The organism is Pseudomonas sp. GM102, from assembly GCF_000282555.1.
Taxonomy (GTDB): Bacteria; Pseudomonadota; Gammaproteobacteria; order Pseudomonadales; family Pseudomonadaceae; genus Aquipseudomonas.
This window is the reverse complement of the sequence record NZ_AKJB01000071.1, coordinates 23141-43311: the sequence shown is the minus strand read 5'-3', so window position 1 is coordinate 43311 and position 20171 is coordinate 23141. Positions and strand designations below refer to the sequence as shown.

Sequence of the window (20171 nt, the reverse complement as noted above, 5' to 3'; positions counted from 1 at the left end):
GCAAATAGAGAGTCGCAGGAATGAAGCTGTTCGCCTCCCGTTATCTGCTCCTTGTCGCATTTTCGCTGCTGCTGGGCGCTTGCCAGAGCACGCCACCGGCAGCCACCGAGGCCCCCGATGCACGGGCCACGGCTATCGCACAGCTGGAACAAAGCCTGGCCAGCAGCGAGCTGGCCACCGCCGAAGGACAATTGGCGGCCTTGCAGGCCGAGTCGCCCAACGATCAATCCCTCGAGCAGTACCAACGGCAATTGGCCGAAGCTTATTTGCTGCGTAGCCAGATCGTGTTGCAAAAAGGTGATGTGAATGCTGCCGCCACCGCCCTCAGCCGTGCCCGGGTATTGATGCCCAAGGCCCCGGCGCTGACCGGTGGTGTCAACAGCGCCATTGTCCATGCCCGCAAGGCTGAACTGGATAAAGCTGAAGCGGCTCTCAAGGCTGCCGAGGCCAAACCTCAGGCCAAAGTCATCGACCCGACGGCTGAAAGCACTACGGTGGCGTTGAACCTCACCGATATGAGCAAGCTTCGTCGTCAACTGGATGCCATCGCCGCCGATGTGGTGAATTATCAGTGCGACGTGAGCATTCAGGCGCCGCGCACTCAGGATTACCCTTGGCTGGCCACGCTGCTGACCAAGCGGGTGAAGAAGCTGGATTCGGAGTTTGATCTGAAGCTGGAGAAGCAGATTCTGCGCAACATTCCGGCGCAGATGGTTTTGAGTCCGCGCAAGCCTTAAAAGCTTCGCGGGCAAGCCTCGTTCCTACAGGTGCAGCGTAAACCCGGTAGGAGCGAGGCTTGCCCGCGAAGGCGTCCTTCTGTTCGATAAAGATCCTCAAGCCGGAACCGCCTTGGCCTTAGGCTCCCTATCCCAAACCCGATGCTGTCCGATCGCGACAAAAAACGCCTCGAACAACTTGGCATCGTTACCCACGATTACCCCCGCATCCACTTCCAGCTTCAACACATCCAACAACCGTCTGGCCTCGCTATGCAGCGCAATCGCTTTCAAGTGCTTATAGGCTTCCAGCAGGTAATGCAGCGCCACGCCATCAGTACTCAGTGTCTTGATCGACGCCGCGCCACCCGGCACGAACACTGCGTCGAACGCTACAGAAGGCAGCCCTTCCATCGACGCATCCACCGGCAGCGCTTTGCCATCGGCGGTTGTCACGGGGGCCGAGGTCGGGCCGAGCAGTTTGGCGTGCGCGCCTTCGGCCATCAGAGCCCTCTTCATCGCATCGATCGCCGCGCCGTCCACCCCGTTGGCCGCCAGAATGGCCACTTTTCGGGTTTTGATGTCCCCCGACAGCAGGTTGGCCTGGCTCAGGGCGGGGGAATGGTCGAGTGACGTTTTACGCACCTCGACCGTTCCGGCCTTAGGTACCGGCAAGCCCAGGTTCTGCGCCACGCGTTTGGCCAGTTCCAGATCGATATTGGCCAGGATCTCATTCACCTGCCGGGTACGAATAAATTCGCGTTCGACCTTGCCCAGCTCGAAGCTGTAGGCCGCGATGATGTGTTCCTGCTCGTGCTTGCTCATGCTGTGAAAGAACAGCCGCGCCTGAGAGAAGTGGTCGCTGAACGACTCACTGCGCTGACGGATTTTCGCAGCGTCGATGCGCTCTGGATAAGTCTCGAAGCCGCCGTCCTGCGCTGCCGGTGGGGTTTCTTTCGGCCAGCCGCTGTCGATGGAGTTTGGCTCGTAGGAAGCGCGTCCTTTGTCGATGGTGGTTCGGTGCTGCGCATCTCGTTGACCGTTATGGAACGGTGACACCGGGCGGTTGATCGGGATCTCATGAAAATTCGGCCCACCCAGTCGGCTGATCTGCGTATCGGTGTAGGAAAACAACCGGCCTTGCAGCAGCGGGTCATTTGAGAAGTCGATCCCCGGCACGATATGCCCAGGGCAGAAGGCAACCTGCTCGGTCTCGGCGAAGAAGTTGTCCGGGTTGCGGTTGAGCACCATCTTGCCCAGCGGAGTGATGGGGACGACTTCTTCGGGAATGATTTTGGTCGGATCAAGCAGGTCGAAATCAAAGGCATGTTCGCTTTCTTCCTCGACGACCTGTACGCCCAATTCCCATTCCGGGTAGTCCCCTATCTCGATGGACTCCCAGAGATCGCGACGGTGGAAGTCGGTGTCTTTGCCGGCGAGCTTCTGCGCCTCATCCCACACCAGCGAGCAGGTGCCGGCGGCGGGGCGCCAGTGGAATTTTACGAAGCGCGCCTTGCCTTCGGCGTTGATCATGCGAAACGTGTGCACGCCGAAGCCCTGCATGGTGCGCAGGCTTTTGGGGATCGCTCGGTCGGACATGGTCCACATCACCATGTGCGCGGATTCCGGCACCAGAGAAACAAAGTCCCAGAACGTATCGTGGGCCGAACCACCGGTAGGAATATCGTTGTGGGGTTCGGGTTTTACAGCATGTACGAAGTCAGGAAACTTGATCGCATCCTGAATGAAGAACACCGGCATGTTGTTACCCACCAGATCGAAGTTGCCTTCGTCGGTAAAAAACTTCACCGCGAAACCTCGTACGTCCCGCACGGTATCGCCTGATCCACGCGGACCTTGCACCGTGGAAAAGCGCACAAACACCGGCGTTTTTTGGTTTGGGTCTTGTAGGAAACCGGCCTTGGTCAGTGAGGAATGGGTTTCATATGGTTGGAAGTAACCGTGGGCACCGGTGCCACGGGCATGGACGATGCGTTCAGGAATGCGTTCATGGTCAAAGTGCGTGATCTTTTCACGCATGATGAAGTCTTCCAGCAATGACGGCCCGCGAGCGCCGGCCTTTAACGTGTTCTGATTGTCCGCGACCTTCACACCCTGGTTGGTGCGCAAGGCCTGGTCGGTGGCATCGGAGCGAAATTTTTCCAGGCTGTCGAGCTTGGCATTGGTGTTGCTGCGGTCCAGGGTAGCGGTCCCGGCCAGTGCGCTTTTGGGGGCGGCAGGCTTTTTAGTACTCATCAGACGTAAACTCCTCGTTGCGATTCCCGTCGTGGCCAAGGCTTATGAGCCATTGCGCAGACAAGGCATCCAGGCATTCTCGAGTTGCTTAATCAGTGACCGATGGCGCGTTGGCGCCGTTCCTTTTTTCTGACCTTTGATCGCGTTATTGCCAAATCGCTGGTTGAATGCGGAATAAATGCTAATAACCTCTATACGGACAGGCTAAAATGCGCGCCCGGCTAACCGCTGATCCTTTTCCAACGCGCCCCACAAGGTTCGCTACGTGATCGAGTTTCAAAACGTCCACAAAACTTACCGCGTCGCCGGTAAGGATATTCCCGCCCTGCACCCGACCAGTCTGACGATTGAGAATGCTCAGGTCTTTGGCTTGATCGGCCATTCCGGCGCGGGGAAAAGTACCCTGCTGCGCCTGATCAACCGCCTGGAAAACGCCAGTGGCGGCAAGATCATCGTCGATGGCGAAGAAGTCACCGCGCTGGACGCCAATAGCCTGCGGCGTTTCCGTCAGCAGGTCGGGATGATTTTCCAGCACTTCAACCTGCTGGCCTCCAAAACCGTTGCCGACAACGTCGCGTTACCGCTGACCCTCGCCGGTGAACTGTCCCGCCGCGAAATCGACCAGCGTGTGGCGGAGTTGCTGGCGCGGGTCGGCCTGTCTGACCATGCGAAAAAGTACCCGGCGCAATTGTCCGGTGGTCAGAAACAGCGTGTCGGCATTGCCCGCGCCCTGGCAACCAAACCGAAAATCCTGTTGTGCGATGAAGCCACCAGTGCCCTGGACCCGCAAACCACGGCGTCGGTCCTGCAACTGCTGGCCGAGATCAACCGCGAACTGAAACTGACCATCGTCCTGATCACCCACGAAATGGATGTGATCCGCCGGGTCTGCGATCAGGTGGCGGTGATGGATGCCGGCAAGATCGTCGAGCAAGGTTCGGTGGCCGAGGTGTTCCTGCACCCCAAGCACCCGACCACCAAGCGCTTCGTGCAGGAAGACGAGCAGATCGACGAAAGCGAACAGCGCGACGACTTCGCTCACGTACCGGGGCGCATCGTGCGTCTGACCTTCCAGGGCGAAGCAACCTACGCGCCATTGCTGGGTACCGTCGCTCGGGAAACGGGCGTGGACTACAGCATCCTGGCCGGTCGTATCGATCGCATCAAAGACGTCCCTTATGGGCAATTGACCCTGGCCGTCACCGGTGGCGACATGGAAGCGGCGTTTGCCCGCTTCACCGCAGCTGACGTCCACATGGAGGTGCTGCGCTGATGGAAGTCCTGATGAGTTTCTTTTCCAATATCGATTGGTACGAAATCTGGCTGGCCACCGGCGACACCCTGCTGATGCTCGGCGGTTCGCTGTTGTTCACGGTGCTACTGGGCTTGCCCTTGGGTGTGCTGTTGTTCCTGTGCAGCCCGCGCCAGTTGCTGGAAGCCAAAGGCGTCTACGCGATGCTGTCGCTGGTGGTGAACATTCTGCGTTCGCTGCCGTTCATCATTCTGCTGATCGTGATGATTCCGTTCACCGTGTTGATCACAGGTACCTCCCTGGGTGTTGCTGGTGCGATTCCTCCGCTGGTGGTGGGCGCGACTCCGTTTTTCGCACGACTGGTGGAAACCGCCCTGCGTGAAGTGGATCGCGGCATCATCGAGGCAACCCAGGCCATAGGCGCAACAACACGTCAGATCATCACCAACGCCTTGTTGCCGGAAGCCCGCCCCGGCATCTTCGCGGCGATTACGGTGACAGCGATTACACTGGTGTCCTACACGGCAATGGCCGGTGTGGTCGGCGCTGGCGGTCTGGGCGACCTGGCGATCCGTTTCGGTTACCAGCGCTTCCAGACAGATGTGATGGTTGTGACGGTGGTGTTGCTGCTGATGCTGGTTCAAGTGCTGCAAACCGTTGGCGACAAATTGGTTGTCCACTTCTCACGTAAATAAGTCATGAGCCGGCCATTCGCTGGCAGGCGCCAAACGGGCGCCTCACAAGGAGTTAGCTGAATGAAAAAACTACTCGTCGCGTTCGCTGCCGTTGCAGCCTTTTCCGTACACGCTGCCGACACCCTGACTGTCGCGGCTACCCCGGTGCCTCACGCGGAAATCCTCGAGTTCGTTAAACCGGCCCTGGCCAAAGAAGGCGTGGACCTGAAGGTCAAAGTCTTCACCGACTACATCCAGCCGAACGTGCAGGTGGCCGAGAAGCGTCTGGACGCCAACTTCTTCCAGCACCAGCCGTACCTGGATGAGTTCAACAAGGCCAAGGGCACTAACCTTGTCAGTGTTGCCGGTGTGCACCTGGAGCCGCTGGGCGCTTACTCCAGCAAGTACAAAGCGCTGACCGAGCTGCCGGGCGGCGCCAACGTGGTGATCCCGAACGACGCCACCAACGGCGGTCGTGCGCTGTTGCTGCTGGCGAAGGCTGGCTTGATCAAGTTGAAGGATTCGAACAACATCCTGTCGACCGTGAAGGACATCACCGAGAACACCAAGGACCTGAAATTCCGTGAACTGGAAGCCGCGACCATTCCGCGCGTGCTGACTCAGGTCGATCTGGCGCTGATCAACACCAACTACGCGCTGGAAGCCAAGCTCGATCCGTCCAAGGACGCGCTGGTCATCGAAGGCAGCGACTCGCCGTACGTGAACATCCTCGTTGCCCGTCCGGACGACAAGGACAGCGCCGCGATGCAGAAACTGGTTGCTGCCCTGCACAGCCCGGAAGTGAAAGCCTTCATCCTTGAGAAGTACAAAGGCGCGGTAGTGCCGGCGTTCTGATGTTGAAGGGGACGCATAGCGTCCCTGGCTGCATTCCCACGCGGAGCGTGGGAACGATCAAAAAACGGGGACGCATTGATTGCGTCCCCGTTTTTTTATGCCTGAAATACCACCCCTGTAGGAGCCAGGCTTGCCGGCGAAGGCGCCCGTGAGATCGCTTTCGCCGGCAAGCCTGGCTCCTACGGTTCTGTGTTGGTTACTCGCGCTTTAGCATTACCGGCAACTGCGCCACCAGTTTCTGGTTGTTCAACGGTGCACGAATGAACCCACGCTGCGTCCCGTCCGGCCCGATCACCGCCAGATTACCGCTGTGATCAACGGTGTAGTTAGGCTTGCTGGTGTCCGCCGGAATAAACGGAATACTCACCGCATTGGCCAGTTTCTGAAGGTCTTCGACCGAGGACGCAGTCAGCCCGATGAACTGTGGATCGAAGTAGCCCAGGTACTGCTTGAGTTGCTTGGGCGTGTCGCGATTCGGGTCGACGCTGACCAAAACGATCTGCAGCTTGTCCACCGAGTCCGCCGGCAGTTCGCTCTTGATCTGCCGTAGCTGGGCGAGGGTGGTCGGGCAGACGTCCGGGCAGAAGGTGTAGCCGAAGAACAGCAAACTCCACTTGCCTTTCAGCTCGTTGACCGCCACCGGCTTACCGTCCTGATCGGTCATCTTCACGTCCGGCAGGTTACGGCTTTGGGGCAACAGGATGATCCCCGCATCGATCAGTGCCGTCGGGTCGCCCTGGTTTTTTCCGGTCAGTACTTTATTGATGGTCAGGCCCAGGATCAGCGCGATCAAGGCGACGAGAATGAAGACGGTTTTCTGGGTTCGAGTCATAGGTTCAACAGTAAGTAGTGGTCTACGAGCAGCGCGATAAACAGCAGGAACAAGTAGTAAATAGAGTACTTGAACGTGTTGATCGCCGCGTGCGGCCGAGTGCCACGGTACAGCACCACGGCCCATTGCAGAAACCTCGCGCCCAGTGCGAGGGCACAAATCAGGTAGAGCACGCCGCTCATGTGGATCACGTAGGGCATCAGGCTGACGGCCAGTAGTGCAAAGGTATAAAGCAGGATGTGGACTTTGGTGTAGTGCTCGCCATGGGTCACCGGCAGCATCGGAATGTCAGCCTTGGCGTATTCCTCCTTGCGGTGAATCGCCAGTGCCCAGAAGTGCGGCGGGGTCCAGGCGAAGATGATCAGCACCAGCAGCAACGGTTCGGCACTGACATGACCGGTGGCGGCGGTCCAGCCGAGCAGCGGCGGGGCTGCACCAGCGAGGCCGCCGATGACGATGTTCTGCGGCGTCGCACGTTTCAGGAACCCGGTGTAGACCACGGCATAACCGAGCAAGGACGCGAGGGTCAGCCATGCCGTCAACGGATTGGTGAAGGCCAGCAGCAGAGCTTGGCCGAGCACCGCCAGCACCAGCGCGAAAGTCAGCGCAGCGGTTGGAGAAACCCGGCCTTCGGCCAAGGGCCGCTTGTGGGTCCGGGCCATGACAGCGTCGATGCGTCGGTCCACCACATGGTTGACCGCCGCCGCACCGCCGGCACACAAGGCAATCCCCAGATTGCCGAACACCAGCACCGTCCACGGCACCCCGGCGCGGGTCGCGAGAAACATGCCGACTAACGAGGTGATGAGCATCAACACCACCACTTTCGGCTTGGTCAGCTCCAGGTAATCGCGCCAGATTGCCTGACTGTGACGTTCGCCGATCAGGGTCGCCATGGCATTTCTCCTTTTATTGTTATGGGCCCGGCCGAGTGTTTACGCAGGCTGAGGCGCCAGCGTACCGGGGGCTGATGCTTGACCCGAACCAGGCTGGTTCGCGCGTGATAATTGACCAGCACCATCGTCAGTAGCAGCGCTGCGCCACCGGCGTTGTGGGCGACGGCCACCGGCAGCGGCAAGTGAAACACCACGTTGCTGATACCCAGGGTGATTTGAGCGGCCAGAGCGATCAGCACCATGGCGGCCAGGCGCGTCATGCCGACGACCTTCAGTTGCCAGGCCAGACCAAGCAGAACGAGGGTGACCAGTAGCGCGCCGATACGGTGCGTCAGGTGAATCGCGGTGCGGGCATCGCTGTCCAGTTGCCCGCCCAGGTAATTGGGGCCGATGTGTTGGGTCAGGTGAAAGCCGTTGGCGAAATCAGTCGGTGGCAGCCATTGCCCGTGGCAGGTTGGAAAGTCGATGCAGGCCACCGCCGCATAATTGGAGCTGACCCAGCCACCAAGGGCAATTTGCAGGATCACCAGCAATAAGCCGGCGGTCGCCCAGTGCTGCAAACGCCGTGGCACGGTTAGCGCCGGCAACACGCCGGACAGTCGCAAGGTCAGCAGAAACAATAGGCTCAAGGTCGCAAAGCCGCCAAGTAAATGCCCGGTGACCACTTGCGGCCAGAGCTTGAGCGTCACCGTCCACATGCCGAACGCCGCTTGGCCGATCACCACCGCCAACAGGAAAAGCGGCAACTTCACCGGCTGTCCCGGGTGATGACGATGGACCCAGGCGCGGCCCGCCAGCACTGCGATCAATAGCCCCAGCGTGCCGGCGAAGTAGCGATGGAGCATCTCGTTCCAGCCTTTGTGGGCTTCTACCGGCGCGTCGGGAAAATGCAGTTCGGCATGGGCCAGTTGGGCTTCACTTTGCGGCACGCTGATAAAGCCGTAGCAACCGGGCCAGTCCGGACAGCCAAGGCCAGCGTGAGTCAGGCGTGTGTAGGCGCCGAGCAACACCACAATCAGTGCCAGCAAGGTGGCAAACAGCGCGAGGCGAAATCCAGGTTTGGCCATGACGATGCCCTTATCCGATGTTCGACAGTTTCAGCAAATGGCGCAGGTCGTTGAGCAGGTCCTTGCCCTTCACCGTCGGGTCGTAGCGCAGCACCAGGTTGCCGTGAGGGTCGATGATCCACAGGTGCGGCGTGTCATTGCTCTGAGCGCCCTTGATGTAGGTCGGCGGGTCCAGGGAATAACGTTGCAGCTGCGGGTACTCACGTTGAAGTTTAGTCTCGTAATCACTGTTCAGCGGCTGTGCGATGGCCAGCGCATGGCTGGCGCGGGAGGCATCGCGACCGAGGCCGATCTGGATCTGGCGCGCCAGATACACCAGCTGCTGGCAGTCCACTGAACAGTCCTTGGGCGCGGTCACCAGTAACTGCCAGCGGTTTTCTTGCGTCGGTACGCCGATGTCGGCGCGGGTCTGGCCGTTGCCGATCAGTTCGCCGTGATAACTGCGGCCCTCCGGCACCCAGAACTGCAATTTGTACATGCCGGTGGCGAGGATCATCGGACCCACCACTCCCAACAGGATCAGTAACAACTGCAAGCGCCCGCGCCGACGATTTACCGGCGTTTTCGCCTCAGACATGCCGAGTGGATTCATGGCCGCTCCCATTATTTTTCTCCTTTGCGTTGTGCCAGCCGAGATAGAGGTAAAGGCCGAGCAGGGCTATCGACAGGGCGAACCACTGCACGGCATAAGCCAAGTGTTTTTCTGGCCCCATGGCCACCACCGGCCAATCGGCCTGATAGGTCGCGGGACCGCTTTGCACGCGTAATTCGTAGGCGAAACCGTCACGGTCAAGCGCCGCCCAGAGCCTGGCCGGCTCAATGGCGGTGACCAGTTGTGGCCAGGTCGTGGCGTCTGGGTCGGCGTGCAATTGGAACGTTGCGCCGGGGGCGACGTAGACCCAGGCATCGAGGCTCAATGCCTGAGTCGGTGTGGTGAATGACGGAGGTGTGCGCCGATCCGGCCACGGCAACCAGCCGCGATTCACCAGTAGCCAGAGCCCGGTTGCCCGGTCCTGGAACGGTTGCAGCAACTCGACCCCGACCTTGCCGTCGCGCTGACGGTTGTCCAGCAGCAGGCTGTGTTCGGCATCGAATTGGCCATGCAGGCGAACCCGGCGGAAGGCCGGATCTTCGGTGTGTTGCAGTTCAGTGCTGGCCATCGGTTCGGCCACCCGGCGCTCGGCGTAGCTTTGCAGCAGCGCGCTTTTCTCCGCCCCCCGGCTCAACTGCCAAAACCCGAGTGACACCAGTAAAGGCAGCAGCACCGCGACCACCAGGGTCGGCACGAGGCCCGGCCGGAAGCGTTTCATGGCGTCGCCAGAAAGTCGGTAGTCGCGATAGCTATACTCAAATGCATCGCCTGTCCCCGGAGTGTCACCATGCTCAAAGCAGCCATCGTCCTGATGCTGATTGCCACGGTTGTCAGCCTTTTCAGCGGCCTGTTTTTTCTGGTCAAGGACGACAGCCATTCGAATCGCCTGGTCATCGCCTTGAGTGTTCGTGTTGCACTGGCCGCCGCCACTGTCGGCTTGATCGCCTGGGGTTTTTTCAGCGGCCAGTTGGTGTCTCACGTGCCTTGGTAGGCATGAGAGCCAAGGCTCAGAGCACGTAGACGAAAACGAACAGACCGATCCACACCACGTCCACGAAGTGCCAGTACCAGCTCGCCGCCTCGAAGGCGAATTGATGGTCGGCATCGAAGTGCCCGCGCATGATCCGCATCAGCATGACGAACAGAATGATCGTGCCGATGGTCACGTGGGCGCCGTGGAAACCGGTGAGCATGAAGAACGTTGCGCCATAGATGCCTGAACCCAGGGTCAGGCCCAGTTCGTGGTAGGCGTGCAGGTATTCTTCAGCCTGGAAACCGAGGAACGCGCAACCGAGCAACACGGTCAGCGCCAGCCAGATTTTCAGTGCGCCGCGATGGCCTTTTTTCAAGGCGTGGTGAGCAATGGTCACGGTGACGCTGGAACTCACCAGCAGCACGGTATTGAGCAGCGGCAGGCCCCAGGGGCTGATGACTTCCTTGGGGGGAGGAAAGAGTTTCGGGTCCGGGTTGTTCAACAGCGGCCAGGTGAATTCAAACGTCGGCCACAGCATGTGAGCGAGGCCTTTGGTGCCTTCACCACCCAGTGCCGGGCCCGTGATGTTGCGCACATAAAACAGCGCACCGAAAAAGGCGATGAAAAACATCACCTCCGAGAAAATGAACCAGCTCATGCCCCAGCGGAACGAGCGGTCCATCTGTGCACTGTACAAGCCTGCGCGACTTTCCTTGATCACCGTACCGAACCAGCCGAACAGCATGTAGGCCAACAGCAGTCCGCCGACAAAAAAGATCAGCGGGCCGTGGGATTCCGGCCGCGCAGCCTTCAGGTCGTTGAACCAGGTGCCCAGGCCGAACACTGTGACGAACATGCCGACCGTGGCGATAATCGGCCATTTGCTCTGGGCTGGAACGTAATAATGTTCATGAGTTGCCATTTATTGTTCTCCTTATCGGGCACGCTTTAACGCCTAACCGCCGGTGCTTGCTGCAACAGCCACGGGCGGATGACGTGCGGTGATATCGAACAGCGTGTAGGACAGCGTCAGGTGCTTCACATCCTTGGGCATGTCGCGGTCAACAATGAACCGTACCGGCATCTCGATTCGTTGACCGGGCTGCAGCACCTGCTGGGTGAAGCAGAAACATTCGGTCTTGTGGAAGTACGCCGCGGCTGCGCTGGGCGCGATGCTCGGCACCGCCTGGGCGCTCATCGGGCGATCGGTGGGGTTGTGGGCGATAAAAATCATCTCGTTCACCGCCCCCGGGTGAGCGGTCAGCTCATCACTCTTGGGATAGAAATCCCAGGTCATGTCGGCAGAGTTGGTTGACAGAAACTGCACGCGAACCTGCCGCGAGGCGTCGACCGTTTGCTCGCCTTCATACTGCCCGGAGGTTTTGCCATTGATGCCGAACGCCTTGCACATCACGTCGTAGATCGGCACCAGGGCAAAGCCGAAGACAAACATCGCCACCACCACCAGCAACAGGCGAGTGACCAGTTTCTTCAAAGAAATAGAGTCAGCCATGACTTCCAACCTCTACGCATAACCCGGTTGGAGCGGGCCTTTGTGGCGAGGGAGCTTGCTCCCGCTGGGTCGCGAAGCGGCCCCAAAAGCATTGCGTCTGCTTCGCAGCCGAGCGGGAGCAAGCTCCCTCGCCACACAAGCGCGCTCCCACAAAGGCAAGGCTGTTCATTTCACTTCCGGCGGTGTGGTGAAGGTGTGATACGGCGCCGGCGACGGAATGCTCCACTCCAGGCCTTCGGCCCCATCCCACGGTTTGGCCGGTGCCGGCTCGCCGCCACGAATGGTCTTGATCACGATGAACAGGAAGAAGATCTGTGTGGCGCCAAACATGAACGCGCCGATCGACGACACCATGTTGAAGTCGGCGAATTGCAGGTTGTAGTCCGGAATCCGCCGCGGCATGCCCGCCAGGCCCACGAAGTGCATCGGGAAGAACGCCAGGTTCATGCCGATGAATGACAGCCAGAAGTGCAGCTTGCCGAGGGTTTCGTCGTACATGTGGCCGGTCCATTTCGGCATCCAGTAGTAGGCCGAGGCGAAAATCCCGAAAATCGCCCCCGGCACCAGCACATAGTGGAAGTGCGCGACCACGAAGTAGGTGTCCTGGTACTGGAAGTCCGCCGGGGCAATGGCCAACATCAACCCGGAGAACCCGCCAATGGAGAACAGGATGACGAACGCCACGGCGAACAGCATCGGCGTCTCGAAGGTCAGCGAGCCTTGCCACATGGTGCTGGCCCAGTTGAACACCTTGACCCCGGTGGGCACTGCGATCAGCAGCGTGGCGTACATGAAGAACAACTCGCCCACCAGCGGAATGCCGACCACGAACATGTGGTGTGCCCAGACGATGAACGACAGGAACGCAATACTCGCCGTGGCGTAGACCATCGAGGTGTAGCCAAACAGCGGCTTGCGCGAGAAGGCCGGGATGATCGAGCTGACGGCACCAAAGGCCGGCAGGATCATGATGTACACCTCGGGGTGGCCGAAGAACCAGAACACATGCTGGAACAACACGGGATCCCCGCCACCGGCGGCACTGAAGAAACTGGTGCCGAAGTGGATGTCCATCAGCATCATGGTCACGCAGCCGGCCAATACCGGCATTACTGCAATCAGCAGGAACGCGGTGATCAGCCAGGTCCAGACGAACAGTGGCATTTTCATCAACGTCATGCCGGGGGCGCGCAGGTTGAGGATGGTCGCGATCACGTTGATCGCCCCCATGATCGAACTGATCCCCATCAAGTGGATGGCGAAAATGAAGAACGTCACGCTTTCCGGCGCGTAGGTTGTCGACAGCGGTGCATAGAAGGTCCAGCCGAAGTTCGGCCCGCCGCCGGGGGTGAACAGGGTCGATACCAGCAGGATGAACGCCGCCGGCAGCAGCCAGAAGCTGAAGTTGTTCATCCGCGGCAGGGCCATGTCCGGCGCGCCGATCATCAACGGGATCATCCAGTTGGCGAGGCCGACGAAGGCCGGCATCACCGCACCGAACACCATCACCAGACCGTGCATGGTGGTCATCTGGTTAAAGAATTCCGGCTGGACGATTTGCAGTCCCGGCTGGAACAGTTCGGCACGGATGACCATGGCGAACGAGCCGCCCAGCAGGAACATGGAGAACGCAAACCACAGGTACAGCGTGCCAATATCCTTGTGGTTGGTGGTCAATACCCAGCGCATCAGGCCTTTGGCGGGGCCGTGGGCGTGGGCGGTGCCGGTATGAACATGGTCATCGACTACAGCAGTCATGTCCTGTCTCCTGCAAACGGATGGGCTGGGCGGGCCGGGGCGTCATGCCCCGAGCGGTTCCTTACATGCGCAATTAACCGGGTCATTTGCTTTCCGCCTGTTTCAGCTCCAGCACTTCTTTAGGGGTGACCATGTCGCCTTTGTTGTTGCCCCAGGCGTTACGTTCGTAGGTCACGACCGCTGCGATATCGACTTCCGAGAGCTGCTTGCCGAACGCCGCCATGGAGGTGCCGGGCTTGCCGTGGAAAACGATGTTCAGGTGATCCTTGATCGGCCCGGTGGCGATTTTCGAGCCCTTGAGTGCCGGGAACATCGGCGGCAGACCCTGGCCTTCAGCCTGGTGACAGGCCACGCAAGTGGTGTGATAGACCTTGTCACCGCGCTCCTTGAGTTCGTCGAGGGTCCATTCCTTGCTGGTCAGCTCTTTGAGCTGCGCAGCTTCCGCCTTGCGCTCGCCCAGCCAGGTTTCGTAGTCGGCCTTTTCCTTGACCTCGACCACGATCGGCATGAAGCCGTGATCCTTGCCGCACAGTTCGGCGCATTGGCCACGGTAGATGCCGGGCTTTTCAACACGGGTCCAGGATTCATTGACGAAGCCCGGGATCGCATCGCGCTTGACCGCGAAGGCCGGCACCCACCAGGAGTGGATGACGTCGGCGGAAGTCACCAGGAAGCGCACCTTGGCACCGATCGGCAGCACCAGCGGCTTGTCGACCTCCAGCAGGTAATGCTCGCCCTTGGTTTCCTTGTTGTGGATCTGATCGGCGGGGGTGTTCAGGTTGCTGAAGAATTCGACGTCCTGACCCAGGTATTTGTAGTGCCACTTCCACTGGTAACCGGTGACCTGGATATCGATATCCGGCTCAGTGTTGTCGTACATCTTGATCAGGGTGGCGGTTGCGGGGACCGCCATGGCCACCAGAATGAGCAGGGGCACGATGGTCCAGAGAATTTCGACGGTGGTGCTTTCATGAAATTTAGCGGCCACCTGCCCGGTAGAGCGGCGGTGGATCATCATCGACCAGAACATGGCGCCGAAGACGATGATGCCGATCACTACACAGATCCAGAAAATGGTCATGTGCAGATCGAATACTGCGTGACTGATTTCAGTCGCTCCAGGCGCCATATTCACAGTCCAGGCCGCTTGTGCCTGACTGAAAATCGACCACAACAGGAGGCCCATCCAGACATGTGGATGTCGCATCATTGCGGGTTCCCCTTATAGTTCTTTTTATCCCGCCGGCTTTCACCTGCGGCAAGGGAGCGGCTTTTTCAGACTACGAACTTGAATCGCCGAGCCTTGCTGCATATGCAGTCGGGCGTCATCAGCTAACTCCATTCAGAACCGAGTATAGACAGCGACTGCCACCTCGCAATGCGATGACGTAAATCGACTGAAACAGGTTGGACTTGCGTTCCATGTCACGAATGGAGAAGGATGCAGACGAGTGGTGGCAAATCGATATAACGTAGACGTCTCAAGGATGAAATAATTATGACAAATGCGTCTTAGCATTTTTCGTAAGCCAGCTAAGTTATGTCTTCCCTATTTCATTGCCTTTGTTTCCTGGAGTTTTCATGAACACCGCCGCATTGCGCGAGCAGATCCAAAAAGCCCAACAACATGAGGCCGAGACCGGCCTGCTGACTCGTCAGCTGGAAACCCAACTGCCGCACCTTCACTCCGCCATCCAATTGCCGGATGCCGATGCCAACGGCGTGATGACGCGTTTTGTGGCCGCGTATATAGAGCAAGTGCCGGACCTGCTGGATGCAGCCAATGAAGTCGCCAGGGAAGCGGGCATCGAATCACAGATCAAACCGGTGCTGAAAATCGCCGAGCAGTTCTTCCTCCAGCCACCGGCAATCATGGCCGGTCACGTCGGCCTGGACAGCCTGCTGGACGAAGCCTATCTGGCGCATCGGTTGGTCGAAGAGGTCAACGACTTGTACATCAAGCATTTTGGCCAGCCACTGATCCCCTTGGACATGACTGTTGCCAACCTGATTGCCCACCAACTGATCGGCGAAGAATTTGCCAATCAACTGGATGAGGCGGTGCATCACGCTGTGGACGAGATGCTTAACGATGAAAGTTTCGCGCTGGAGTCGGTAGAAGCCTACCGCGAGAAACTCAACAGCCCGGACACCGGCGCTGCGTGGAAGCGTTGGCCGTGCCTGTCGCGCCAATTGGGCGTGGGCCTTGAACTGGATCAGCCAGCGGCGTAACTGCCTGTGTAACCCTTGTACGAATGAGACTTGCCCTGTAGGAGCGAGACTTGCCCGCGAAGCTTTTGGCGTACTCGAGGACGCCTTCGCGGGCAAGCCTCGCTCCTACAGGGAGTTGCCTCAACTCGCCGTTGAGCCAACGCCAGCGGTAGTACGCAACCGTCCTTCAAGCCTGCGCTTCAACCCCCGCGCTTCAATTAACAGCTTCGAGCCCTTGGCCGCATTGGCCCGGCCCCACTCCTCAAGCAACTCCAAGCACGAGTGATCGATATAGCTCAGATTGTTCAGCGGTACATGCACCGTTGCACCTGCCGGAATACTCCCCAGCACTTGGGTCAGCGCCGGTACCTTGAGGAAGGTTGCCGCCCCCACCAGTCGCAGTTCCATCTCGCCGTCTGCCGGCAGATCGATCAGGCTGATTTTCAGGCGCGAAGCCTTCCAGGCCAGTTTGGCCAGCGTCAGGCCGAAGCCGATCAGCACGCCGGTCAGCAGATCGGTGAAGATGATTGCCAAAGCGGTCGCCGCATAGGTGAACATCGGCATCCGGCCATAACGGCCCAGGCCACGAAAGGCCTTGAGGTCCACCAGTTTGAAACCGGTGTAAACCAGAACCCCCGCCAGACTCGCCACCGGAATGCTTTGCAGCACGCTCGAGAGCAGCAGCACGAAAGCCAGCAACCACAGGCCATGGAACACCGTCGACAGTCGGGTGGTGGCGCCTGCCTGAACGTTGGCCGAACTACGCACGATCACCCCGGTCATCGGCAGCGCGCCGAGCAACCCACAGAGCATGTTGCCCACACCTTGCGCCGACAATTCGCGGTCAAAGTCCGAGCGCTGACCGCTGTGCATGCGATCCACGGCGGCGGCCGAGAGCAGGGTTTCGGCGCTGGCGATAAAAGCCACGGCGAAGGCCGCGATCAGCAAGGCCGGGTCTGCGAGATTGAGCAAGTCTGCCGGGCGTAGCCAGTCGATGGCTTCCGCTAGGTTGGCGGGGACTTCCACGCGTTTGACCTGCAATGCGAGCATCAGACTGGCGACCGTTGCCAGACCGACCCCCAGTAATGCTCCCGGAATGAAACGCAGAGAGTGCGGGCGAAATTTTTCCCACAGCCACATCACGGCAATGGTCGACAGTCCGAGCAAACCCGCCTGCCAGCCAAACGACGGCAAAGCCTGAATCACCGCAGCGGGGAAGGCTGCCAGGTTATCCAGCCCCGAAGGCTTGGGCACGGCATCGAGCATTACATGCACCTGTGACAGCACGATCAGCACCCCAATCCCGGCGAGCATGCCGTAAACCACCGCTGGAGCGGTGACCCGAAACCAGCAACCCAGTTTCAGGCGCCCGGCCACCAGTTGCAGAAAGCCCGCCAGCAGCAGGATCGGCCCGAGCATGGCGATACCATGCTGGCGCACCAGTTCGAACACCAATACCGCCAGGCCCGCCGCCGGGCCGCTGACTTGCAGCGGCGAACCGGCAAGCCAGCCGACCACCAGGCCCCCGATAATGCCGGTGATCAGGCCTTTGGACGGCGGCAGTCCCGAGGCGATGGCGATGCCCATGCACAAGGGCAGGGCGACCAGAAATACAACCACCGAAGCCAGCAGCTCCCGTGGCAGAACAGCTTTTAGTTGAGCGGCACGCATTGTGGCTCTCCCGGAGTTTTTTTCAGGCGTGGCAAAGCCGTGCCGCCAGATCGGCAGCCTCGGCTAAACCATACTTAGGAGGATTTAGAAGCGCGCTTTGGGCGTCGCCACCGGAATGGGATGGCTGCCATCGAGCGGCAGGAAACAACCCTGATCCGCATCGTAAGCCTGGATTTCGCTGGTTTCGATGTTGTAGACCCAACCATGGATAAACAGCTGACCGTTTGCCATGCGCGAGGCTACTGATGGGTGCGTTCGCAAATGCTGCAACTGAGCGATCACATTCTCTTCGGTGAGGATGTGCATGCTCTCGTTCTCGTCAACGCAATTGCAGTTGTCCTGAACCATGGTTTTCGCCACTTCCGCATGACGCAGCCAGGCCTTTACCGTCGGCATCTTTTCCAGGCTCTGCGGGTTGAGCACGGCGCGCATGGCGCCACAGTCAGAGTGCCCGCAGATAATGATGTGCTGCACGCCGAGGGCCAGCACTGCGTATTCGATGGCCGTGGAAACACCGCCGTTCATTTGCCCATAGGGCGGCACGACGTTGCCGACGTTGCGGGTCACGAACAAGTCGCCGGGGGCGCTTTGGGTAATCAGTTCAGGAACGATGCGTGAATCGGCACACGCGATGAACATCGCCCGAGGCCGCTGGGCCGTGGCGAGTTTTTTGAAGAGTTCTTCCTGCTGCGGAAAGATCTCGTGATGAAAGTGCAAAAAGCCGTCAACGATATGCTGCAGCGCTGCATCGGCGGTTTCCGCCTCGGGTTGGGCTGAAGCCGACGCAGCCAACGGCTGTTTATCCTTGTCACTCATGATTCATCCTCTTTGGCGGATTCAGGGGGATTTTCCCGTTTTGTCCGGTTGAAGCCAGTGGCTGTTTAAAAAACATCCAGGTCGAAGAGCCAGACCCGTCAGTCACTCGATGAACAAGGTAGCCGTTGAAACTTAACTCAAACTGAATAAAACGCTCTAGAACGAGTGTTCCAGGTCACAAAAAGCGTGACCAGCCTAAAGCGGCATATCGTTTTCACTACTCAACCATAGGGCTAATTGTCCTCAAATCAACGACATTTGGCGACCCGGCGGACAAAAGGCTTCGCAATCCAGATTGAAACCTTCCCGATTATTGAGCCCCAGACGCTTGATGGTTTTGGCGAAGCGTTGCGCCAACAGGTCGGCAAACGGCCCTTCACCGCGCATACGAGCGCCAAACCGACTGTCGTAAAGCTCGCCACCCCGGCTTTGGCGGATCAGGCTCAACACATGAGCTGCACGCTGAGGATAGTGGGCGGCCAGCCACTCTTCGAACAGCGGTGCCACTTCCAGCGGCAGGCGCAACATCATATACGCCGCACTTTGCGCGCCGGCCGCATGGGCCTCGGTCAGCAGGCTTTCGAGTTCACTGTCGTTGATCATTGGAATCATCGGTGAGCACAAAACGCCCACCGCAATCCCGGCTTCACGCATCACCCGGATCGCCCGCAGCCGCGCCTTGGGTGCCGCGGCGCGAGGTTCGAGAATGCGTTTGAGTTCGTCATCCAGCGTGGTTAGGCTGATCATCACCGCCACCAGCCTTTGCTCGGCGAGTTCGGCCAGCAGGTCCAGATCGCGAAGAATCAGCGAACCCTTGGTGATAATGGTCACCGGATGGCGGTAACGCAGCAGAACTTCGAGAGTCTTGCGGGTAATTCTGTGTTCACGCTCGATCGGCTGGTAAGGGTCGGTGTTGGAGCCCAGGTTAATTGGTGCGCATTGATATCCGCGTTTGGACAGTTGCTCCTCCAGGACATCGGCGGCGTTGGTCTTGGCGATCAGTTTGGTTTCGAAATCCAGCCCCGGTGACAGGTCCCAATAGGCGTGGCTGGGTCGCGCGTAGCAATAGATGCATCCGTGTTCGCAACCACGATAGGGATTGATCGAGCGGTCGAAGGGTAGGTCCGGCGAGTTGTTGCGGGTAATGATGGATTTCGCCGTCTCGATGCGCACCTCGGTGCCTTGGGTGATTGGCGCTTCCTGATACCAGCCGTCATCCTCGGCCACTGAACGGTTAGGCGCGAAGCGGTTGTGCGGGTTGGTGGCGGTGCCGCGGCCGCGAGGGGGCAATGGCGCATTCATGGGAGAGGTCCTGATTGCTGTATGTGCATACAGTATCTCGGTCGCGTAAAATCGGCTAGTGCCATTCGGCGCCTTTCAATTCCTACGGATAGGCTCCCTCATTAACAGGTTGATATAAGACCTCATAGTAGTTTGATTTTGTTGGCAACCAAGAGACACATATCAAGTGTGGTTTAATATCAAAGGTGTCGGTATTGTTTCAGCCGCTGCACACATCATATATATGGATATTCATTAAGGGATTAAACAATGTCTTCTTTTAACCATCGTGGCATTTTTCTACAAAAGCTTGGTCCAACTCCGGTCGATCCAGATGAGGTGCTGGTCTCCATGCAGTTTGCTCTGAAAGAGTCAGGCTGGGACGATGTCAATGCGGTACCGAAGGAAACGCTGCTGGATTCCACTATTGTCGTTGCGGCTTCGTACGATAGTGGTCAAACTTTCAATGTGCGCAACTCTAAAGATATCGATGGTGACGGTGATATTGACGCCGATGACAAGGCCAAGCTACTGGCATTAGCCAAGGCGTACGTCAGTATTGTCAGTCCTTGATACCTGGTATGGATAACTTTGCGCTGTTATCCATATAAGCCAATAAGAAAGCCCCGTGTGAATAAAAATTACACAGGGCTTTTTATTTTAATTTTGATTTGTTGTTTTGGATGTTTGTTTGTCGTACAGGGTTGGTTATCGGGATCGTTCGGTTCACGATTCCTTGACGGTTGTCTCACAGACCTTTGACCGCTCTGGGCCGAAGCTGGGTGCTATCCATCCACCCCTTATAATC

Annotated in this window: 20 protein-coding genes; 7 read left to right on the top strand and 13 right to left on the bottom strand. The window is 58.8% G+C overall.

Features of this window, described 5'->3' with window-relative positions; translation table 11 throughout:
- Positions 1–20 precede the first annotated feature (20 nt).
- Positions 21–737, top strand: a complete 717-nt coding sequence (locus tag PMI18_RS10835) for a PA5502 family lipoprotein (protein WP_007902852.1) — start codon at positions 21–23, stop codon at positions 735–737.
- Between the two features lie 96 nt (positions 738–833).
- Here the strand turns inward: PMI18_RS10835 and katE are convergent, their stop codons facing one another.
- Positions 834–2972 (bottom strand): catalase HPII, encoded by a 2139-nt coding sequence (gene katE, locus PMI18_RS10840; protein WP_007902848.1) that lies wholly within the window; start codon positions 2970–2972, stop codon positions 834–836.
- Positions 2973–3237: 265 nt separating this feature from the next.
- Here katE and PMI18_RS10845 point away from each other — a divergent pair, with 265 nt between their 5' ends.
- The 3 genes from PMI18_RS10845 to PMI18_RS10855 are packed head-to-tail and all read left to right on the top strand — an operon-like array spanning position 3238 to position 5753.
- The gene (locus PMI18_RS10845) at positions 3238–4245 is read left to right on the top strand and encodes a methionine ABC transporter ATP-binding protein (protein ID WP_007902843.1); all 1008 of its coding nucleotides are present in this window, start codon (positions 3238–3240) and stop codon (positions 4243–4245) included.
- A complete protein-coding gene (locus tag PMI18_RS10850; RefSeq protein WP_007902839.1) occupies positions 4245–4919 on the top strand; it encodes a methionine ABC transporter permease in 675 nt (224 codons plus the stop codon). The genes PMI18_RS10845 and PMI18_RS10850 overlap by 1 nt, the downstream gene beginning before the upstream one ends.
- Before the next feature lie 60 nt (positions 4920–4979).
- Positions 4980–5753 carry a MetQ/NlpA family ABC transporter substrate-binding protein gene (locus PMI18_RS10855; RefSeq protein ID WP_007902836.1) on the top strand — a complete coding sequence of 258 codons (774 nt, stop codon included), beginning with the start codon at positions 4980–4982 and terminating at the stop codon, positions 5751–5753.
- A gap of 196 nt (positions 5754–5949) precedes the next feature.
- On the opposite strand, the gene PMI18_RS10860 is transcribed toward PMI18_RS10855, so the two are convergent.
- Genes PMI18_RS10860 through PMI18_RS10880 form a run of 5 tightly spaced genes read right to left on the bottom strand, consistent with a single transcriptional unit; the run spans position 5950 to position 9858 of the window.
- Positions 5950–6585: an SCO family protein gene (locus tag PMI18_RS10860; protein WP_007902830.1), complete on the bottom strand. Its 636-nt coding sequence runs from the start codon at positions 6583–6585 to the stop codon at positions 5950–5952.
- Positions 6582–7481, bottom strand: coding sequence for a heme o synthase (gene cyoE / locus PMI18_RS10865; RefSeq protein ID WP_007902827.1), 900 nt, complete (start codon positions 7479–7481; stop codon positions 6582–6584). Before cyoE ends, PMI18_RS10860 begins: the two co-directional genes overlap by 4 nt.
- On the bottom strand, positions 7469–8548 hold the full coding sequence (locus tag PMI18_RS10870) for a COX15/CtaA family protein (protein WP_007902824.1): 1080 nt from the start codon (positions 8546–8548) through the stop codon (positions 7469–7471). Before PMI18_RS10870 ends, cyoE begins: the two co-directional genes overlap by 13 nt.
- Before the next feature lie 10 nt (positions 8549–8558).
- Positions 8559–9152 (bottom strand): hypothetical protein, encoded by a 594-nt coding sequence (locus PMI18_RS10875; RefSeq protein WP_007902822.1) that lies wholly within the window; start codon positions 9150–9152, stop codon positions 8559–8561.
- Positions 9118–9858 (bottom strand): SURF1 family protein, encoded by a 741-nt coding sequence (locus PMI18_RS10880; protein ID WP_007902821.1) that lies wholly within the window; start codon positions 9856–9858, stop codon positions 9118–9120. Before PMI18_RS10880 ends, PMI18_RS10875 begins: the two co-directional genes overlap by 35 nt.
- A 69-nt stretch (positions 9859–9927) precedes the next feature.
- Between PMI18_RS10880 and PMI18_RS10885 the strand changes: the two genes are divergently transcribed.
- Positions 9928–10131: a twin transmembrane helix small protein gene (locus PMI18_RS10885; RefSeq protein ID WP_007902820.1), complete on the top strand. Its 204-nt coding sequence runs from the start codon at positions 9928–9930 to the stop codon at positions 10129–10131.
- A gap of 16 nt (positions 10132–10147) precedes the next feature.
- Here PMI18_RS10885 and PMI18_RS10890 read toward each other — a convergent pair whose 3' ends face one another.
- The 4 genes from PMI18_RS10890 to coxB all read right to left on the bottom strand — a co-directional run bounded on the left by PMI18_RS10890 (position 10148) and on the right by coxB (position 14594).
- On the bottom strand, positions 10148–11035 hold the full coding sequence (locus tag PMI18_RS10890; RefSeq protein WP_007902819.1) for a cytochrome c oxidase subunit 3: 888 nt from the start codon (positions 11033–11035) through the stop codon (positions 10148–10150).
- Positions 11036–11068: 33 nt separating this feature from the next.
- Positions 11069–11626 (bottom strand): cytochrome c oxidase assembly protein, encoded by a 558-nt coding sequence (locus PMI18_RS10895; RefSeq protein WP_007902817.1) that lies wholly within the window; start codon positions 11624–11626, stop codon positions 11069–11071.
- 165 nt (positions 11627–11791) lie between these two features.
- The gene (gene ctaD / locus PMI18_RS10900) at positions 11792–13384 is read right to left on the bottom strand and encodes a cytochrome c oxidase subunit I (protein WP_007902815.1); all 1593 of its coding nucleotides are present in this window, start codon (positions 13382–13384) and stop codon (positions 11792–11794) included.
- 82 nt (positions 13385–13466) lie between these two features.
- Positions 13467–14594 (bottom strand): cytochrome c oxidase subunit II, encoded by a 1128-nt coding sequence (gene coxB / locus PMI18_RS10905; RefSeq protein WP_007902806.1) that lies wholly within the window; start codon positions 14592–14594, stop codon positions 13467–13469.
- Positions 14595–14965: 371 nt separating this feature from the next.
- Between coxB and PMI18_RS10910 the strand changes: the two genes are divergently transcribed.
- A complete protein-coding gene (locus PMI18_RS10910; protein WP_007902803.1) occupies positions 14966–15616 on the top strand; it encodes a hypothetical protein in 651 nt (216 codons plus the stop codon).
- 120 nt (positions 15617–15736) lie between these two features.
- On the opposite strand, the gene PMI18_RS10915 is transcribed toward PMI18_RS10910, so the two are convergent.
- The 3 genes from PMI18_RS10915 to PMI18_RS10925 form a co-directional block, all read right to left on the bottom strand.
- Complete coding sequence (locus tag PMI18_RS10915; protein ID WP_007902802.1) at positions 15737–17266, bottom strand: SulP family inorganic anion transporter; 1530 nt, start codon at positions 17264–17266, stop codon at positions 15737–15739.
- A gap of 84 nt (positions 17267–17350) precedes the next feature.
- Complete coding sequence (locus PMI18_RS10920) at positions 17351–18082, bottom strand: carbonic anhydrase (protein WP_007902800.1); 732 nt, start codon at positions 18080–18082, stop codon at positions 17351–17353.
- A 243-nt stretch (positions 18083–18325) separates the two neighbouring features.
- Positions 18326–19384 carry a PA0069 family radical SAM protein gene (locus PMI18_RS10925; protein WP_007902799.1) on the bottom strand — a complete coding sequence of 353 codons (1059 nt, stop codon included), beginning with the start codon at positions 19382–19384 and terminating at the stop codon, positions 18326–18328.
- 249 nt (positions 19385–19633) lie between these two features.
- Between PMI18_RS10925 and PMI18_RS10930 the strand changes: the two genes are divergently transcribed.
- Positions 19634–19936, top strand: a complete 303-nt coding sequence (locus tag PMI18_RS10930; RefSeq protein ID WP_007902796.1) for a hypothetical protein — start codon at positions 19634–19636, stop codon at positions 19934–19936.
- The last annotated feature ends 235 nt before the right edge of the window (positions 19937–20171 follow it).

Coding starts and splice junctions, on each gene's coding strand:
- PMI18_RS10880 (WP_007902821.1), bottom strand. CDS start 9,858: ATGAAACGCTTCCGGCCGGGCCTCGTGCCGACCCTGGTGGTCGCGGTG.
- PMI18_RS10895 (WP_007902817.1), bottom strand. CDS start 11,626: ATGGCTGACTCTATTTCTTTGAAGAAACTGGTCACTCGCCTGTTGCTG.
- PMI18_RS10920 (WP_007902800.1), bottom strand. CDS start 18,082: ATGAGTGACAAGGATAAACAGCCGTTGGCTGCGTCGGCTTCAGCCCAA.
- PMI18_RS10835 (WP_007902852.1), top strand. CDS start 21: ATGAAGCTGTTCGCCTCCCGTTATCTGCTCCTTGTCGCATTTTCGCTG.
- PMI18_RS10860 (WP_007902830.1), bottom strand. CDS start 6,585: ATGACTCGAACCCAGAAAACCGTCTTCATTCTCGTCGCCTTGATCGCG.
- coxB (WP_007902806.1), bottom strand. CDS start 14,594: ATGATGCGACATCCACATGTCTGGATGGGCCTCCTGTTGTGGTCGATT.
- PMI18_RS10915 (WP_007902802.1), bottom strand. CDS start 17,266: ATGCGTGCCGCTCAACTAAAAGCTGTTCTGCCACGGGAGCTGCTGGCT.
- katE (WP_007902848.1), bottom strand. CDS start 2,972: ATGAGTACTAAAAAGCCTGCCGCCCCCAAAAGCGCACTGGCCGGGACC.
- PMI18_RS10925 (WP_007902799.1), bottom strand. CDS start 19,384: ATGAATGCGCCATTGCCCCCTCGCGGCCGCGGCACCGCCACCAACCCG.
- PMI18_RS10870 (WP_007902824.1), bottom strand. CDS start 8,548: ATGGCCAAACCTGGATTTCGCCTCGCGCTGTTTGCCACCTTGCTGGCA.
- PMI18_RS10850 (WP_007902839.1), top strand. CDS start 4,245: ATGGAAGTCCTGATGAGTTTCTTTTCCAATATCGATTGGTACGAAATC.
- ctaD (WP_007902815.1), bottom strand. CDS start 13,384: ATGACTGCTGTAGTCGATGACCATGTTCATACCGGCACCGCCCACGCC.
- PMI18_RS10875 (WP_007902822.1), bottom strand. CDS start 9,152: ATGGGAGCGGCCATGAATCCACTCGGCATGTCTGAGGCGAAAACGCCG.
- PMI18_RS10930 (WP_007902796.1), top strand. CDS start 19,634: ATGTCTTCTTTTAACCATCGTGGCATTTTTCTACAAAAGCTTGGTCCA.
- PMI18_RS10855 (WP_007902836.1), top strand. CDS start 4,980: ATGAAAAAACTACTCGTCGCGTTCGCTGCCGTTGCAGCCTTTTCCGTA.
- cyoE (WP_007902827.1), bottom strand. CDS start 7,481: ATGGCGACCCTGATCGGCGAACGTCACAGTCAGGCAATCTGGCGCGAT.
- PMI18_RS10910 (WP_007902803.1), top strand. CDS start 14,966: ATGAACACCGCCGCATTGCGCGAGCAGATCCAAAAAGCCCAACAACAT.
- PMI18_RS10885 (WP_007902820.1), top strand. CDS start 9,928: ATGCTCAAAGCAGCCATCGTCCTGATGCTGATTGCCACGGTTGTCAGC.
- PMI18_RS10890 (WP_007902819.1), bottom strand. CDS start 11,035: ATGGCAACTCATGAACATTATTACGTTCCAGCCCAGAGCAAATGGCCG.